14 protein-coding genes are annotated in these 15,120 nt (G+C 63.5%); 9 read left to right on the top strand and 5 right to left on the bottom strand.

Annotation, left to right across the window (positions count from 1 at the left end; genetic code table 11):
• Positions 1–62: 62 nt before the first annotated feature.
• The 3 genes from KTR60_RS07550 to KTR60_RS07540 are packed head-to-tail and all read right to left on the bottom strand — an operon-like array spanning position 63 to position 3,152.
• Positions 63–1,082, bottom strand: a complete 1,020-nt coding sequence (locus tag KTR60_RS07550; protein WP_007730095.1) for a DUF2804 domain-containing protein — start codon at positions 1,080–1,082, stop codon at positions 63–65.
• A 2-nt stretch (positions 1,083–1,084) separates the two neighbouring features.
• Entirely contained in the window at positions 1,085–1,837 is a 753-nt protein-coding gene (locus tag KTR60_RS07545; protein ID WP_007730096.1) for an isocitrate lyase/PEP mutase family protein, read from the bottom strand.
• Between the two features lie 46 nt (positions 1,838–1,883).
• On the bottom strand, positions 1,884–3,152 hold the full coding sequence (locus tag KTR60_RS07540; protein ID WP_003945041.1) for a cytochrome P450: 1,269 nt from the start codon (positions 3,150–3,152) through the stop codon (positions 1,884–1,886).
• Positions 3,153–3,280: 128 nt separating this feature from the next.
• Between KTR60_RS07540 and KTR60_RS07535 the strand changes: the two genes are divergently transcribed.
• From KTR60_RS07535 to KTR60_RS07525, 3 genes are all read left to right on the top strand, one after another.
• Positions 3,281–3,916, top strand: coding sequence for a TetR/AcrR family transcriptional regulator (locus KTR60_RS07535; protein ID WP_003945046.1), 636 nt, complete (start codon positions 3,281–3,283; stop codon positions 3,914–3,916).
• Between the two features lie 9 nt (positions 3,917–3,925).
• The gene (locus KTR60_RS07530) at positions 3,926–5,353 is read left to right on the top strand and encodes a hypothetical protein (RefSeq protein WP_212633921.1); all 1,428 of its coding nucleotides are present in this window, start codon (positions 3,926–3,928) and stop codon (positions 5,351–5,353) included.
• Between the two features lie 67 nt (positions 5,354–5,420).
• Positions 5,421–6,800, top strand: coding sequence for a hypothetical protein (locus KTR60_RS07525; protein ID WP_228402008.1), 1,380 nt, complete (start codon positions 5,421–5,423; stop codon positions 6,798–6,800).
• Here the strand turns inward: KTR60_RS07525 and KTR60_RS07520 are convergent.
• Positions 6,757–7,182: an NUDIX hydrolase gene (locus KTR60_RS07520; protein WP_007730102.1), complete on the bottom strand. Its 426-nt coding sequence runs from the start codon at positions 7,180–7,182 to the stop codon at positions 6,757–6,759. The two genes, KTR60_RS07525 and KTR60_RS07520, sit on opposite strands and share 44 nt — an antisense overlap.
• A 190-nt stretch (positions 7,183–7,372) precedes the next feature.
• On the opposite strand from KTR60_RS07520, the gene KTR60_RS07515 reads away from it, so the two are divergent.
• From KTR60_RS07515 to mnhG, 6 genes are read left to right on the top strand one after another with little or no spacing between them, the layout of a single operon-like run.
• Positions 7,373–10,210, top strand: a complete 2,838-nt coding sequence (locus KTR60_RS07515; protein WP_007730104.1) for a Na+/H+ antiporter subunit A — start codon at positions 7,373–7,375, stop codon at positions 10,208–10,210.
• Positions 10,207–10,839, top strand: coding sequence for a Na(+)/H(+) antiporter subunit C (locus KTR60_RS07510; RefSeq protein ID WP_003945054.1), 633 nt, complete (start codon positions 10,207–10,209; stop codon positions 10,837–10,839). The genes KTR60_RS07515 and KTR60_RS07510 overlap by 4 nt, the downstream gene beginning before the upstream one ends.
• On the top strand, positions 10,836–12,536 hold the full coding sequence (locus KTR60_RS07505) for a Na+/H+ antiporter subunit D (protein ID WP_003945059.1): 1,701 nt from the start codon (positions 10,836–10,838) through the stop codon (positions 12,534–12,536). Before KTR60_RS07510 ends, KTR60_RS07505 begins: the two co-directional genes overlap by 4 nt.
• Positions 12,533–13,105, top strand: coding sequence for a Na+/H+ antiporter subunit E (locus tag KTR60_RS07500; RefSeq protein WP_003945063.1), 573 nt, complete (start codon positions 12,533–12,535; stop codon positions 13,103–13,105). Before KTR60_RS07505 ends, KTR60_RS07500 begins: the two co-directional genes overlap by 4 nt.
• A complete protein-coding gene (locus KTR60_RS07495; RefSeq protein WP_003945061.1) occupies positions 13,102–13,371 on the top strand; it encodes a monovalent cation/H+ antiporter complex subunit F in 270 nt (89 codons plus the stop codon). The genes KTR60_RS07500 and KTR60_RS07495 overlap by 4 nt, the downstream gene beginning before the upstream one ends.
• A complete protein-coding gene (gene mnhG / locus KTR60_RS07490; RefSeq protein WP_003945045.1) occupies positions 13,368–13,712 on the top strand; it encodes a monovalent cation/H(+) antiporter subunit G in 345 nt (114 codons plus the stop codon). The genes KTR60_RS07495 and mnhG overlap by 4 nt, the downstream gene beginning before the upstream one ends.
• On the opposite strand, the gene KTR60_RS07485 is transcribed toward mnhG, so the two are convergent.
• Positions 13,678–15,045, bottom strand: coding sequence for a phosphatase PAP2 family protein (locus KTR60_RS07485; protein WP_003945056.1), 1,368 nt, complete (start codon positions 15,043–15,045; stop codon positions 13,678–13,680). The two genes, mnhG and KTR60_RS07485, sit on opposite strands and share 35 nt — an antisense overlap.
• Between the last annotated feature and the right edge of the window lie 75 nt (positions 15,046–15,120).

The raw sequence follows: 15,120 nt of genomic DNA, 5'->3' as shown, positions 1-15,120 counted from the left end.
CGGGGCACGATCATGCCCCGGTGCTCGTGCTGCGTTCCGTCATCTTCGCGGAGACGTACGGCCTACCAGCGGTTCCGAACCTCCTCGGCAAATCCGAGGAGATCTCGAACCACCACGGAGGTACCGTCGTCGAGGATCACTGTGCCGGAGAACTTTCCGAACACCTGATGCTGAATCGAACGCAGCACCCCGACGTCGAAAGTCGCGGCACGGTCGATGATCGGCTCGAAAGTCATCTCGAAGCGACCATCGTTGCTCGAGAAGTTCCACGGAGCGCCGTCGTACGTTCCCTGCGGGATGCCGAAGTCGATCCTGTCCAGTTTGTGTGCCCGCCCTCCGACAAACACGATGTTCTCGCTGGCCGCCGTAGTATCGCCGAAGCCGTAACCGATGTTGAATCCGAACCGCTCGCCGTTCACCACTCCGGATGCAGAACCCCAGTACCAGGTGTTGTCGTAAGTCCAGACTCCCCTGCCCCAATCGAGAACGCCGAACGAGTCCTCCGAGCGAAATGTGAAGTCGTCGCTCCCGATTCGCACGGTCCCGGCAGCGGGCAGGCAGTTGATCTTCTGGTTGTAGTAAAACGATCGGGACGCCTTCGGAAACGGTGTGGCGATCACCATCCGGTCATCGGCAGGACTCGCCAGGAACAAATCGGCATGAAGACCTCGTCCACCGTCGAAAGCCGGGTAGTCGACGATCAGGTGGCGCCCACCGTCCACATGGCGAAACTCGAAGCGAGCTTTACCTTTCGACACCACCACATCACCGTCGTCCGCGCTTTCGGGCAGACCGAGCCTTCCCATCGGGAACGGCAGCATCACGTTTTCGGTAATCTCGTGTGGTGTTCGGAAATCGAGCCAGGAGACTCCGAGCAAGCCCATGTACCCGTTGTCGGCGACGGTCAACGCGATGCCGTAATCCGCAGTAAGAACGCAGTAGTAGTCCCACTCCTTGATCCGGAACTTCGGAGCGGCGATCGCAGAGCGTCGATACTTGCGAATCTCCGATGGGGCCCAACCCGTCTCGACCAAATGTCCGCCATCGTCGAGAAGCGGGCCGGGCGACATCAGTGTCTGCATTCTTACTTCCAGCGTCCCAAGATCTCGTTCGCACGGTTGGCCAATGCCATCTGGAAGAACGGACCGAAGCTCACACGTGCCACTCCGAGCGGACCGAAACTTGCCGGGTCGTCCTGATCCGGGATTCCGATCGCATTGATCGGAAGTGGAAGTTCGGACGTCAGGCGGCGCTGGGTCGCGTCGTCATGCCGCCCGACGGGGTAAAGAACGTCGGCGCCGGCGTCGGCCGCCAGCTTGAGGCGTGCGATGGCGCGATCGACGCGATCGGACTCGTCACCGACCTGCTTCACGAACAGGTCGGTGCGCGCGTTGACGACAACGTGAACTCCGGCTGCGTCGGCGGCCTGACGAAGCCCACCCACGAAGTCGGCGTGCTCCTGCGCCTCGCGCAAGCGTCCGCCTTCACTGTGAACGGTGTCCTCGATGTTGAGTCCGACAGCGCCGGCATCGATCAACCCGTCGATGAGAACTGCCGGCTCGAGCCCGTAACCACCCTCGATGTCCACCGAGATCGGGGCGTCGACCGCACCGGTGATCTGCTTGATCCGGTGCAGAAGTTCGTCGAAGGTGATGCCCTCGTTGTCCGGCTTGCCGATGGAATCGGAAACCGGGTGGCTGCCTACCGTCAGGGCTGCAAAACCTGCAGCCACCGCAAGATTCGCCGACCACGCGTCCCATACCGTCGGGAGAATGACCGGGTTGCCTGGCTGGTGCAACGCCAGTAGAGCTGTTGCCTTGTCGTTGATCGAAGTCATGCGGTGGCTCCTCGAGATCGTGGGGTGTACCTCTCACCTACCGACTCTAGTGAGCGACCGGGCAGCCTGTGCTCTTGTAATCGACCTGGAACTCCTTGATGCCGTTGATCCAACCCGAGCGCAGACGGCGCGGATCACCGATCTTGGTGATGTCCGGGACGTTGTCGGCGATCGCGTTGAACATCAAGTCGATCTCCATACGAGCGAGGTTGGCACCGATGCAGAAGTGCGCGCCCGTTCCGCCGAAGCCCAAGTGCGGATTGGGGTTACGAGTGATGTCGAACGTCATCGGGTTCTCGAAGACGTCCTCGTCGAAGTTCGCGGAGCTGTACAGCATCACCACGCGCTGCCCCTTCTTGATCGACACTCCTGCCAATTCCGTGTCCTCGAGCGCGGTGCGCTGGAAGGCGGTGACGGGTGTCGCCCAACGGACGATCTCGTCGGCCGTCGTCTTGGGACGTTCCTTCTTGTACAGCTCCCACTGCTCGGGGTTGTCCAGGAACGCGATCATTCCGTGCGTGATGGCGTTGCGGGTGGTCTCGTTTCCTGCGACCGCCAGGATGAGCACGAAGAACCCGAACTCCTCCGGGCTCAAGGAGTCGCCGTCGATGTCGGCCTGGACCAGAGTGGTGACGATGTCGTCTGCCGGGCAGGTACGACGTGCGTCTGCCATTTGGTACGCGTATCCGAGGACCTCGGTGGACGCGACTGCCGGATCACCCTGGTATTCCGGGTCGTCGTAGCCCATCATCTCGTTGGACCACTTGAACAGCTTGTCTCGATCGTCCTGCGGTACACCGATCAGATCCGCGATCGCCTGGAGCGGCAGCTCGCTGGCAACCTGCTTCACGAAGTCGCCCGGGCCTTCGCTCACAGCGGTGTCGACGATGCTCCGTGCACGACGATCCAATTCGTCGCGCATGCCGTTGATCGCGCGAGGCGTGAACAGCTTCGAAATCAGCTTGCGGAGCTTGGTGTGCTCCGGTGCATCCTTGTTGAGCAGAAGATGACGGAGCATCTCGACGGCCTCACGTGGCATGTCGTCGGCGAAACGCGCGATCGCGGTGTTCTCCCAGCTCGAGAACACATCGCTGCGCTGGCTGACCTCTTTGACGTCAGCGTGACGCGAGACCACCCAGTAGCCCTCGTCCTGGAATCCACCGACCGTCGGCGGCTGCTCACACCACCACACGGGTGCGTTGCGACGCAGTTCGGCGAATTCCTCGAAAGGGATCCGCTCCCCGAGGACAGCAGGATCGGTGACGTCGAATCCGGCCGGCAGGTCAGGCGTGCGTGTTGTGTCCGAGATGGTCATGGCGTCCTCTGATCGGTCGAATGTGCGCTACACCACAGAGTAGCTTTCACTAACGGACTGTCAAGTGAAAGACGGAGAGTCTCGTGCAACTGACCCGTGAGAGCCCCCGCGGCACTAGGATCCTGGTAATGACAGATACCTCCGGCAGACTGACGCTGCGAGAGAAGCAGAAGCAGCGAACCCGCGCAGACCTCGTGGATGCCGCCGGCGCGCTCTTCACCGAACGCGGATACGCGGCTGTCACCGTCGAGGACATCGCCGGCCGGGTCGGTTGCAGCCGAGCCACCTTCTACCTGCACTTTCCCGGAAAGATCGACATCCTCAAGGCGCTCGGCTCGAACACCGTCGTATCCAGCACCCTCGCCATATTCCAGGATCTCGACCACGTACTCGATTCCGGTTCGCGCGAAGAATTCGCCGGCTGGATCAACCGCGCTCTCGACTGGTGCCGCGATCACCACCACATGATGCGGGCGTGGGACGAGGCCATGGTCCTCGAACCCGAGTTCCGCACACTGGCCCGCGAAGGCATCTCTGCACTGCCCAACGCGATGCCGTCGTACCTCGCCCGTTGGCCGCAGAATCGACACGACGAGGCGAAACTCCGGGTCGAACTCCTGCTGACACAGGTCGAGCGCTTCTTCATTCGCTGGGCGGAACAGGGCGCGATCACCGCGGGTGCGGACGTCGCAGCAGACGTTCTCACCGACATCTGGTTTCCGGCACTCACGCCGCCCACGACCGATGTCGCGGCGCCGCGATAGGTTGGCCCGATGCCACTCGATCTTCGAGCGATCCTCACCACCGTCGCTGCGCTCCTGTCCGGGATACTCGCTGCGCTGGCCCTGACCAATCCGGTTCTCCGTGACTGGGCCATCGTGGCCTCTCCGTCGGAAGTAGATCGCTGGATCAGCAGTGGACCCACCGCTGTCGGGCTCGGCGCCGTGGTTGCCGTGCTTGCCTGCGCACTCTCACAGCGTCGCGGCTCCCGTCGGGCAGCCTGGATCGCGATCACCGTCGGGGTCGCCGTCATCGCGATCATTCGGGCAGTCGTGCCCGAGGTTGCGTCACTGGACCTGCTGATCGCCGTGATCATCGTCAAAAGTGTTGCAGCCGGTGCGATTCTGGGTTGTGTGGTTGCCGTCAGTTGGGATCGCACCGCCACGAAGAACGCCACCCTCCTCGGCGTGCTTGCCGCCTTCCTCACGGTTCGCACGTTCGCCGGCGGGACGGGCCGGATGAGTACGTCTTCGGTAGGTGAGCCGTCGTGGTGGCTGATCGGCGCCACGGCCGCAGCAGCAATCGCCTGTGCAGTGACCGCGCAATCCGGCTTCCGGATCCGCAAGCCCGACGCGGGCGAAATCCGCATAGCGCTCGTGGTGATCGCCGCGCTGGCGATCGGGCATCGAGTGCTCGGCGCCGTGATCGATCGCCAGCAGTACGCGTCCGAGGCAACTGCCTGGATCGTCATGGTCTTGGCAGCGGGCGCTGCGCTCGCGTTGACATGGATCGCCGCCTACCGTCTCGGCGACACCTCCGGTGCTGGTGGCAAGTTCCTCTGGGCCGCAACCGCTCTGGCCGCTGCGTCGGCTCCGCTGTTCGTCGACATCGCGAAGGGTTCCGGCCACTGGGGAGACCTGAAGTCCCCCTGGGTACTGGTGCTTTTCGCAGCCCTGCCGGTCGCCGTCGGATTGCGACTGCACAAGCAGGTGCCAAACCTCGTTCCCATCGCCGTTCTCGTTGCGGTACCGCTGTCAGAACTACTGCCCTTCGACTCCGCGCACGGTGTCTGGTCAATCGCACTGAAGATCGCCTCGCTGGGTCTCGCCGCCGGATTGCTGTTCGGTGCCCTGGCTCCCGGCAGCCTGGTCGACGCCACACTCGGACTCGCCATTCCCTTTGCCGCAATGACCTTCTCGTCGATCGCCATTCTCACCGATCAGCTCACCGCGCCGCCAGAGTTGACAGCGGCAGACATTCAGCGATTGATGGAACTTCCCATCCCGGCGCACGTCAGCGCCAACGGAGGACTATTCGGACGCGGAATAGGCATCACCATCGACTACGTCACCCCTCAGACCGTCGGCGCTGCAATCCTCTTCGCCTTGATCATCGGCTTCTGCGGTGCAGCGATCCTCCGACGGTCCCATCCACCCGTCGACACCACGGAATCTCGGATCGAACCGGGGCCAGTCGACTGACACACCGTCACCGGACTGAGACCTGCTATTGCGGTGCAACTGGTACCGGATTGACTATTTTGGAGCAGTGCCCATCGCCCGCAGGACGCTGCTCGTCGCGCTGAGTGGTGTGACGGCATTCGTCGTCACCGTCGTCGCCTTGGCACCGTTCGTGAACAGCCAGTCGACGTCGATTTCGACGGGCGACAGGTTCTGGTCCATCTCGACCATCGGCGCCGGCGTCTTGGCTGTCGTCGCGGTCGGGACAGCCGCGATGATGGCCCGCTGCCGGTTGCGGACCGCGGCCATGACGGTCTTCGGTGGACTCCTACTCGAACTGCCCGGGCTCTACGATCACAACTTCGAGGCACTCTCACCCGTCGGTGCGGGAGTCGCTGTCGGCGCGGTCACGGTTGCTGCCGCTCCCCGGGTCCGAGCCGCTTCCGTCGCGGGAACGATTGTTGCCGTGCATGTCTCGGATTCACTCCTCGACGAAGACGCTATTCCTCGGCGGTACGCGGACTACATCGCCGACAACACCAACCAGTTTCAACCACCAGTGTTGGGGGCAACACTGTTCGCGCTCGCTTTGGCCGCCGCCTGCGTCGCCGCGTTCTGGTTCCACGACTTCGACAAGGACCACCCCAAGGAACGGATGGCCGTTCGACCGGTGACTATCGCGGCGGTGCTCACTCTCTTCGGGGTCGCTGCGAATTGGTGGTTCGAGATCACCACCGTCACGGCGGCGGTGCCTCTACTACTCGTCGCGCTGGTGATCACGGTGATCTGCGCGCGGGTGCTGGGCGACGGCAGTCGAATCCTGCTGATGTGTACCGCTGCCGTCGCAACTCTGGCGGCGGTCTCGGCGAACCGTCCCGCAACCGAAGCCATGGAATGGTCGAAAACCCCCGCCTCCACCGCCGTCGTGATCGGACTCGTCATCGTCGCCGCGGCAGCGATCGGCGCGATCGCTCCCTCGCGAGTCGTCGGCTACGGATTGCTCCTGACGGTCACGGTCGCCGGGATCGTCAGCTACGCCACGTCGCCGTCGCCGAAGATCGGTGACGTTCTCACGATCAGCGATCTTCTTGTCGCCTTCACCGCTGCGGTCGTCACGTACGCGATCGCCAGCGCGATGTACCGAGAGCCACCGCGGACCGGAGCGTCACGAGCCCTCGTCGGACTCGGTGTCATCTTCGGCCCGACGGCGCTGGCCCTGCTCGTCTATCCGCAGTTCGACTACGGATGGACGGCGTACACGCCGCTCGACGAGAACAAGCCCTTCAACGGCATCACGACGGTCGGCCCGTTCGAAATCTCGACCGACATTCTGATACTCGACGCCGTGGCGCTGATCATCGTGGCCGTCTGCGCCTACGTGAGTCTCCGATTGGGGCGGATCAATCGATCCGTTCCTCCGCCGATCAGTCGATCAGATCCATCGACGCCAGGCGATGGAACACTTTGAGTGATCCGGGCGCCACCTCGTCCATCGCTGCATACTCGGCGAGCGTGAAGTAGCGGAACTCGGCGATCTCGCTGGTCGGGTGCGGGTCTCCGGCCATCTCCGCCAGATAACAACTCATGTGCAGGCCCGTGTCCGCGGAATGTCCGAAAGCGTGAGCCTCGAAGACGTCGAGGAACGTGACCGTCCCGTCGACCAGATCGACGTCGAGTTCCTCCCGAATTTCGCGGTGCAGTGCCTGCTCGGGCGTCTCCCCCGGGTCGATCTTTCCGCCGGCCATGTAGAACGCCGTCTTGCCCACGGAGCGGGTCTGGATCAGCTTGCGGTCACGAATGTGTGCAAGGGCAGCGGTACGGATGATCGTGGTGGGTGTCGACGAATTCACGTCGTCCAACCTACGTGTATCAGCGAGTGCCGATGATGTCCGAATCGACTCGCTGCACATCGAAACTGCCACGCCCGGTAATATGTACGCAAAGACAACCTCTCCGACAAGGTGAATTGTCTCGTTAATCCGATAGGTTCGATTTTGTTCGGACACCCCGCCGCCCGCTGACAACACGACGGAGTGCCTTTTGCTCGCTATCTTGCTTGCCCATGCCGTTGCCGCCCTCTTGGCTCCGCTTGTGGTGCGCAGGTTAGGGCGAAACGGCTTCTTCCCCCTCGCGATAGTCCCCCTCGCCGGCCTCGGCTGGGTCATCGACAAATGGGGCACCGTCGAGACGCTGCACATCACCTGGGTTCCAGGGCTGTCGATGGACATCGACTTCAGGTTCGACGCGCTTTCGGCCATCATGGCCGTGCTCGTCCTGGGTGTCGGCACGCTCATCCTGGTCTACTGCGCCCGCTATTTCACCGACGACGAACCTCGACTCGGTATCTTCGCCGCCGAGATGGTCGCCTTCGCGGGTGCCATGTTCGGGCTAGTGACCAGCGACAACATGCTGCTTCTCTACGTGTTCTGGGAACTGACAACGGTCTTGTCGTTCCTGCTCGTGGGTCACTACGCCGAACGCGCCACCAGCCGCCGCGCCGCGACCCAGGCACTGCTGGTCACCACCGCGGGTGGTCTGGCGATGTTGGTCGGCATGATCATCCTCGGCCAGGTCGGCGGCAGCTACAACCTGTCCGAACTGGTCGCGAACCCGCCGACGGGGTGGCTCCCGTCCGTCGCGATCGTCCTGATCCTGATCGGTGCGCTCTCCAAATCGGCAATCGTGCCCCTGCACTTCTGGCTTCCCGGTGCAATGGCCGCGCCAACCCCTGTCAGCGGTTATCTTCACGCTGCTGCAATGGTCAAGGCCGGTATCTACCTCGTCGCGCGCCTGGCTCCCGGGTACGCCGATTCGCCGCCGTGGCGCATCACCATCATCAGTTTGGGTCTGCTGTCGATGATCCTCGCCGGTTGGCGAGCCATGCGCGCGTACGACCTCAAACTCGTCCTCGCCTTCGGAACCGTCAGCCAACTCGGCTTCATGATGGTCCTGGTCGGCATCGGCACGCGTGACGCCGCCCTGGCCGGCATGACGATGGTCGTGGCGCACGCGATGTTCAAGGCCGCACTCTTCATGGTCGTTGGCATCATCGATCACACGACCGGTACCCGTGACCTGCGCAAACTTGCTCACCTGGGTAAAGCGGCACCCGCTCTCGCGATCATCGCGAGCCTCGCTGCCGCCAGCATGGCCGGTCTGCCACCGCTACTCGGATTCGTCGGCAAGGAAGCCGCACTCGAATCGGTGCTCGAAACGAACGCGCTCGGCCACTGGTCGTCCATCGCCGTCGTCACGGTGATCGTGTTGGGCTCGATCCTCACCGTCGGCTACAGCGTCCGCTTCATCTGGGGCGCCTTCGGACGTAAGACCCTGAGCAAGCCCAGCCCAGCCGTGAGCAAGATGCACAAGCCGGGTTGGCTGTTCCTGTTCGCGCCCGGCCTGCTCGCTGTTCTCGGTCTGGCCGCCGGCATTCTCTCGCCCCAGCTCGAGAAGCTGCTGACCCCGTACTCCACCACACTGGCCCCCGGACCTCACGCCGACTACCACCTCGCGCTGTGGCACGGATTCAACACTCCGCTGCTGCTCACCTGCATCGTCATCGCCGGCGGCATCGCGCTCTACATCGCGCAGCGTCAGATCAGCCGACTGCACTTCGAGCACCCGCCGCTCGGCAACGCCGACCGTATCTACGACGCGACCCTGCGCGGCATGGACACCATCTCGATGCGCCTGACCGGTGCCACTCAGCGTGGTTCGCTCCCCCGCACACAGTCGACGATTCTCGCGACGCTGGTCGTTGTGCCGCTGTTCCTGCTGATCATCGACACCGATGGCGGCGGAGTCGACCTTCGGATGTGGGATTCACCCATCCAGTTCACTATCGCGCTGATGATGATCTCGGCCGCCATCGCCGCGACGCTGATGCGCAACCGACTCGCCAGCGTCATCCTCGTCGGACTCACCGGCTACGGCTGCGGCGTGTTGTTCGCGCTGCACGGCGCACCCGACCTCGCGCTGACCCAGTTCCTCGTCGAGACACTGACACTGGTGATCTTCGTGCTCGTGCTCCGGAAGTTCCCCGCCGAAGTCGACGAGAGCAAGGCGATCGGCTTCAAGTGGCCGCGTGCCGCACTCGCTGTCGCCGTCGGTATCACCGTCACCACCATCGCGGCCTTCGCGACCAATGCCCGAAACACTCGTCCGATCTACGAGCTGCTTCCCGACGCTGCCTACGACCTGGGCAACGGCAAGAACGTCGTCAATGTCCTACTCGTCGACATCCGCGCATGGGACACCCTCGGTGAGATCTCGGTGCTGCTGGTCGCGGCAACTGGCGTCGCCAGCCTCGTCTTCCGCAACCGCCGGTTCGGTATCGCGCCGCGCGTCGCGGACGCCCCCTCCGTCATCGTCGACAAGGCAGCTGCCAACTCGGACACGACGTGGTTGCGCGGCGGAGACCTCATCGATCCTCGACACCGTTCGCTGGTTCTCGAGGTCACCACGAGGTTGATCTTCCCGACCATCATGGTGTTGTCGATCTACTTCTTCTTCTCCGGTCACAATGCCCCCGGTGGCGGTTTCGCCGGAGGCCTGACGGCGGGCCTGGCGCTGGTACTTCGGTACCTCGCCGGCGGACGCTACGAACTCGGTGAAGCCGTACCCATCGACGCGGGCAAGATTCTCGGCCTCGGTTTGGCGCTGGCCGCGGGCACCGCCCTGGTGTCGCTGTTCCTCGGCGCCCCGGCGCTCTCGTCCGCCGTATTCGAGTTCACACTCCCGCTCATCGGCCACGTCAAACTGGTCACCGCACTGTTCTTCGACCTGGGCGTCTACCTCATCGTGGTCGGCCTGGTCCTGGACGTACTCCGAAGTCTCGGCGCCCGCCTCGACGCAGAAATCGAGGTGAAAGCACCATGAGCGCAAACATCGGAATGCTGATCCTGATCGGCGTCCTCACGTCGGCCGGTGTCTACCTGCTGATCGAACGAAGCATCACTCGGATGCTGCTCGGTCTACTTCTATTCGGCAACGCCATCAACCTCTTGATCCTGACCGTCGGTGGATCGGACGGGAATCCGCCCATCGTCGGCCGAGATTCGGTCCACGAGGAAATAGCGGATCCGCTCGCCCAGGGCATGATCCTGACGGCGATCGTGATCACGATGGGTATCGCCGGCTTCGTTCTGGCACTGGCGTACCGGTCTTACAAGATCAACACCGCCGACGCCGTCGAGGACGATCCCGAGGACACCAAGGTTCTCAAGCGTCGCCTGCCTGCCGACGCTCCCGACCACGACCGCTCCGACGACCCGGTCACCGGTGCCCCGAGCATCGGCGGCGACGCATTCGACAAGGACGGCAACCCTATTCCCCTCGAACAACTGGTCAACCTCGAGGACATCGAATGCTACGACGACCTCCACGACGGCGACTTCGAGGACGAACCGGTACCCGACTGGGCCACCGACCTTGCTCGTAAGAAGGAATCCGAGAAGCGGCGCAAAGACGCTCGCCAGACCAAGATCGAGGGAGGTGGAGGCGCATGACCATCTCGGACAACCTGATGGGAGCCCTTGCGCCCCTGCCCGTCTTGATCCCGATGCTGGCCGCTGCTGCGACGCTGGTCGTCGGCCGACGTCCTCGTTTCCAGCGCGTGATCACACTGATCGCGCTCGTCGGCGTCGTCGCGGTGTCGGGCTTGCTGCTCTACCTCGCCGACCGCGACGGTACGACGGCCGTTCAGGTCGGCGGCTGGGACTCCCCCATCGGCATCACACTCGTGGTCGACCGTCTCTCGGCGATGATGCTCGTGGTCTCGTCGGTGGTGTTGCTCGCCGTCATGATCTACGCGATCGGTCAGGGTATTCGCGACGGCAGCGAGGCCCAGCCGGTCTCGATCTTCCTGCCGACCTATCTCGCATTGACCGCCGGTATCTCCAACGCGTTCCTCGCCGGTGACCTCTTCAACCTCTACGTCGGATTCGAGGTTCTGCTCGCTGCGAGTTTCGTGCTCCTGACGCTCGGTGCCAGCGCCGACCGCGTCCGGGCCGGTGTCTCGTACGTGATGGTCTCGATGGTGTCCTCGCTGATCTTCCTGGCGGGCATCGCCTTCGCCTACGCGGCGACCGGCACCCTCAACATGGCCGACATGGCCCTGCGCTTCGACAACATTCCGCCGGGCACACGAACCGCCATCTTCGCTGTCCTTCTCGTGGCGTTCGGCATCAAGGCCGCGGTCTTCCCGCTGTCTGCGTGGCTACCGGACTCGTATCCGACCGCGCCCGCACCGATCACCGCCGTCTTCGCCGGGTTGCTCACCAAGGTCGGTGTGTACGCGATCATCCGCGCGCATTCACTGCTGTTCCCGCAAGGGGAACTCGACAACGTACTGATGGTGTGCGGCCTGCTCACGATGGTGGTCGGCATCATGGGTGCCATCGCGCAGAGCGACATCAAACGTCTGCTCTCGTTCACACTGGTCAGCCATATCGGTTACATGATCTTCGGTATCGCACTGTCCACGACGTCCGGGCTGTCCGGCGCGATCTACTACGTCGCCCACCACATCATCGTGCAGACGACGCTCTTCCTCGTCGTGGGTCTGATCGAACGACAAGCCGGGTCGTCGTCGCTGCGCCGTCTCGGCGGTCTGGCGGCGGCCAGCCCGATCCTCGCGATCGTCTTCCTGATCCCGGCGCTGAATCTCGGCGGTATCCCGCCGTTCTCGGGCTTCATCGGCAAGGTCGCGCTCCTTCAGGCCGGTGCGGCCGACGCCAGCGCGTTGGCTTGGATCCTCGTTGCCGGCGGCACGATCACCAGCTTGCTGACGCTCTACGCCGTCGCCCGCGTGTGGACCAAGGCTTTCTGGCGAGCCCGGGCCGACGCGCCCGAAGGTGACCTCGCCGACGTCAGCCCGTCAGCGTTGATCGACGAGTCCGAAGAGGACATCGCGTTCGTCGACCGCGAGGATGTCGGCAAGATTCCGCTCTTCATGCTGATTCCGACGGTCGGACTTGTCATCGTCGGTCTGGCACTGACGGTGTTCGCGGGCCGGATCATCGACATCAGCGACAGAGCGGCGAAGGATCTGCAGGACCGGTCCATCTACATCGACGCGGTTCTCGGCAACCACCGGCCCGTGCCGGTCGACGAAGCTCCCGTCGCTGCAGACGACCCCGCAGCCGTTCCGAATACCGAGGCCCCGAACACCGACGTCCCGAATACCGAGGAGGCTCCGCGATGAAACGCGAACAGGTACTCCGCGTCGGGATCCTGCTGTGGCTGATGGTCGTATGGATCCTGTTGTGGGGCAACATCAGTTTCGGCAACATCTTCGGCGGACTCGCCGTCGGCCTGATCATCATGGTCCTGCTTCCCCTCCCCCGCGTACCGGTCGAGGGTCGGGTACATCTGCTGTCGATTCTGCGTCTGTTGTGGATGATCGTGTACTACGCGATCCAGTCGAGTATCCAGGTCGCGTGGCTGGCGATCCGCCCGTCGCCGCCCCCGGTCACCGGAGTTCTGCGGTACCAACTCGGGATCAAGTCCGACCTGGTTCTCACGCTGTGCATCGACGTTCTCAACCTGATCCCCGGCACGATGGTTCTCGAGATCGACCAGAACCGACGCATCGTCTACGTCCACGTGCTCGACGTCGGCTCGCAGAAAGCCGTCAGCGCGTTCTACCGCTCGGTGGAGGACCTCGAGCGGTTGTTCATCGCGTCGTTCGAACGTGATTCGGACTGGCAACCCAGCCCATGGCACCAGCGCGACTACGAATTCGATGCACCCCGGCAGGAGGACCAACCATGAACGGGTTCATCACCACGATCTTGATCATTTCCGGAGTGATTCTGCTGATCGCCGCCGTACTGACCACGTTCCGATTGCTCGACGGTCCGAGCTCACTCGACCGCCTCGTAGCCCTGGACACGATCATCGCGGTCTCGATGTGTGGACTCGCGGTCTGGGCCGCGTACAGCAAAGACACGACCATCGTTCCCGCGATCGTCGCGCTGGCGCTGGTCGGCTTCATCGGTTCGGTGTCCGTCGCGCGCTTCCGGGTGAGTGACCAGTGATCGGCAACATCCTCGACACGATCGGGGCCATCTCCATCTTCCTCGGCGCGCTGCTCGCGCTGACCGCCGCGGTGGGAATCGTTCGCTTCCCCGACACTCTGCGTCGTATGCACGCGGCCACGAAACCTCAGGTGGTCGGACTGATCCTGGTCCTGATGGGCGCCGTGTTCCTGCTTCGTGGGAGCGTCGACATCTGGATGTTGGTCCTGGTGGGCATCTTCACGCTGCTGACGGCGCCCGTGATCGCGCACAGCGTCGGCCGAGTCGCCTACCGCGAACAGCGCGAAGAGGACGACCTCATGAAGATCAACGAGCTGGAAGACCCGGACTCTCTCCTGTAACGGCATCCCACTCGCCGTCGCGCTCGCCCCACACCGCAAGAGCAGTGCCGGGGCGGGCGAAGAAGGTGGCGAAGTACGCCACCGACATCAGAACCAGGACAGCCATCAGCAGCGGCCCGAAGATCGCCGGGTACTCGGCCATCTGCACCGCAGCGAACCGGTACGAGAGCAACAATCCCGCCAGGAGTGCCGAGCCACCGATCAACAGACGCACTCGGAACCAACCCCAGCCGCGCTCCGGATCCCGTAGCGCCGCATCGAGGGTCAAGCACAGGACGGCACCGGCAATGAGGTCGACGCCGTAGTGGAATCCGAAACCGAGCGTCGCGGTCAGGGTCGCAACGAGCCAGAACGATCCCAGGCTGCGAATCCACCACGGCCCGCTGCGCGAGTGGATAAACAATGCGACCGCCCACGCGGTGTGCAGGCTCGGCATGCAGTTTCGCGGTGCGGCGTCGTCGAACGGCAGCGACGACGGTGATGCGAAGTCGAAGTTGGGCACGATGTTCGGCCAGTAGTCACCGATCTGGAATCCGAACCCACGCGGACCGAAGGCGAACACCGGGCCGACCACCGGGAACAGGACGTAGAAGATCGGGCCGATCAGCCCGATGAGCAGGAACGTGCGCAGCAGGTGATGCGACGGCCATCCCTTACGTACTTGATAGAGAGCAACCACGATCACCGCGACCGGCAGTTCGACGTAGATCCAGTCGAGGGCTGCTGCACCGACGGGGCCCATGGCGTCGACGATCTGGCCCATCACCCACGACGGATTCCCGAGAGCCTGGTCGGCGAGGAACACGTACTCGTCCCACACGTCGGTGCCGACGAGAATGGTGATCTCCAGCCACGTCTCGGCAACCTTGGCCGCGATGATGAGCAACGCGCCCAGCGCGACGCCGTGCAGAACGCTGAGTCGACGCTCACCGGACAACTTCCACACCGCGTACACCGCGATGGCCGTCAGCACCCAGGTGCCGCCGGTGCCCATCGTCAGCGGTCCACCCGAGAACCAGCGGATCGCGCCGACGACCACGTCGATCACGACGGCCGCGGATACCGCGTAGATGCGTTCTTTGTTGTTCAGTCCGACGAGCGCGAGAGCGAGGCCCACCCAAGGCATGGTCGCGGAGCGGGGAACGAGGAAGTAGTCACCGAACAGGCTTTCCACCGGACCGAGATAGCCCTTGTACGACGCGAACGCCTGCACGCCCAGGACCAGCACGGTCAATGCTGCTGTGCCGATCAGAAGGAGTCGGTGAGAACTCGACCACGAACGGTCCGACTGTCCGGGTGCGCCCCCTCGTTGGGACCAACTGTCTATCAACACCGGACAATAGTAAACGGCGTGTGAACTGAATATGGACACCCACTGGACAAACGGTTGGTATGCCCGGATTTCCAG

It is taken from the genome of Rhodococcus sp. C1 (assembly GCF_020809065.1).
GTDB lineage: Bacteria > Actinomycetota > Actinomycetes > Mycobacteriales > Mycobacteriaceae > Rhodococcus_F > Rhodococcus_F qingshengii.
The sequence above is the reverse complement of the archived record's forward strand: the minus strand, read 5'-3'. Positions and strand labels throughout refer to the sequence as shown.

Excerpts from the sequence above, each read along its gene's own strand:
- KTR60_RS07550 (WP_007730095.1), bottom strand. The coding sequence starts at position 1,082 with ATGCAGACACTGATGTCGCCCGGCCCGCTTCTCGACGATGGCGGACAT.
- KTR60_RS07545 (WP_007730096.1), bottom strand. The coding sequence starts at position 1,837 with ATGACTTCGATCAACGACAAGGCAACAGCTCTACTGGCGTTGCACCAG.
- KTR60_RS07540 (WP_003945041.1), bottom strand. The coding sequence starts at position 3,152 with ATGACCATCTCGGACACAACACGCACGCCTGACCTGCCGGCCGGATTC.
- KTR60_RS07535 (WP_003945046.1), top strand. The coding sequence starts at position 3,281 with ATGACAGATACCTCCGGCAGACTGACGCTGCGAGAGAAGCAGAAGCAG.
- KTR60_RS07530 (WP_212633921.1), top strand. The coding sequence starts at position 3,926 with ATGCCACTCGATCTTCGAGCGATCCTCACCACCGTCGCTGCGCTCCTG.
- KTR60_RS07510 (WP_003945054.1), top strand. The coding sequence starts at position 10,207 with ATGAGCGCAAACATCGGAATGCTGATCCTGATCGGCGTCCTCACGTCG.
- KTR60_RS07505 (WP_003945059.1), top strand. The coding sequence starts at position 10,836 with ATGACCATCTCGGACAACCTGATGGGAGCCCTTGCGCCCCTGCCCGTC.
- KTR60_RS07500 (WP_003945063.1), top strand. The coding sequence starts at position 12,533 with ATGAAACGCGAACAGGTACTCCGCGTCGGGATCCTGCTGTGGCTGATG.
- KTR60_RS07495 (WP_003945061.1), top strand. The coding sequence starts at position 13,102 with ATGAACGGGTTCATCACCACGATCTTGATCATTTCCGGAGTGATTCTG.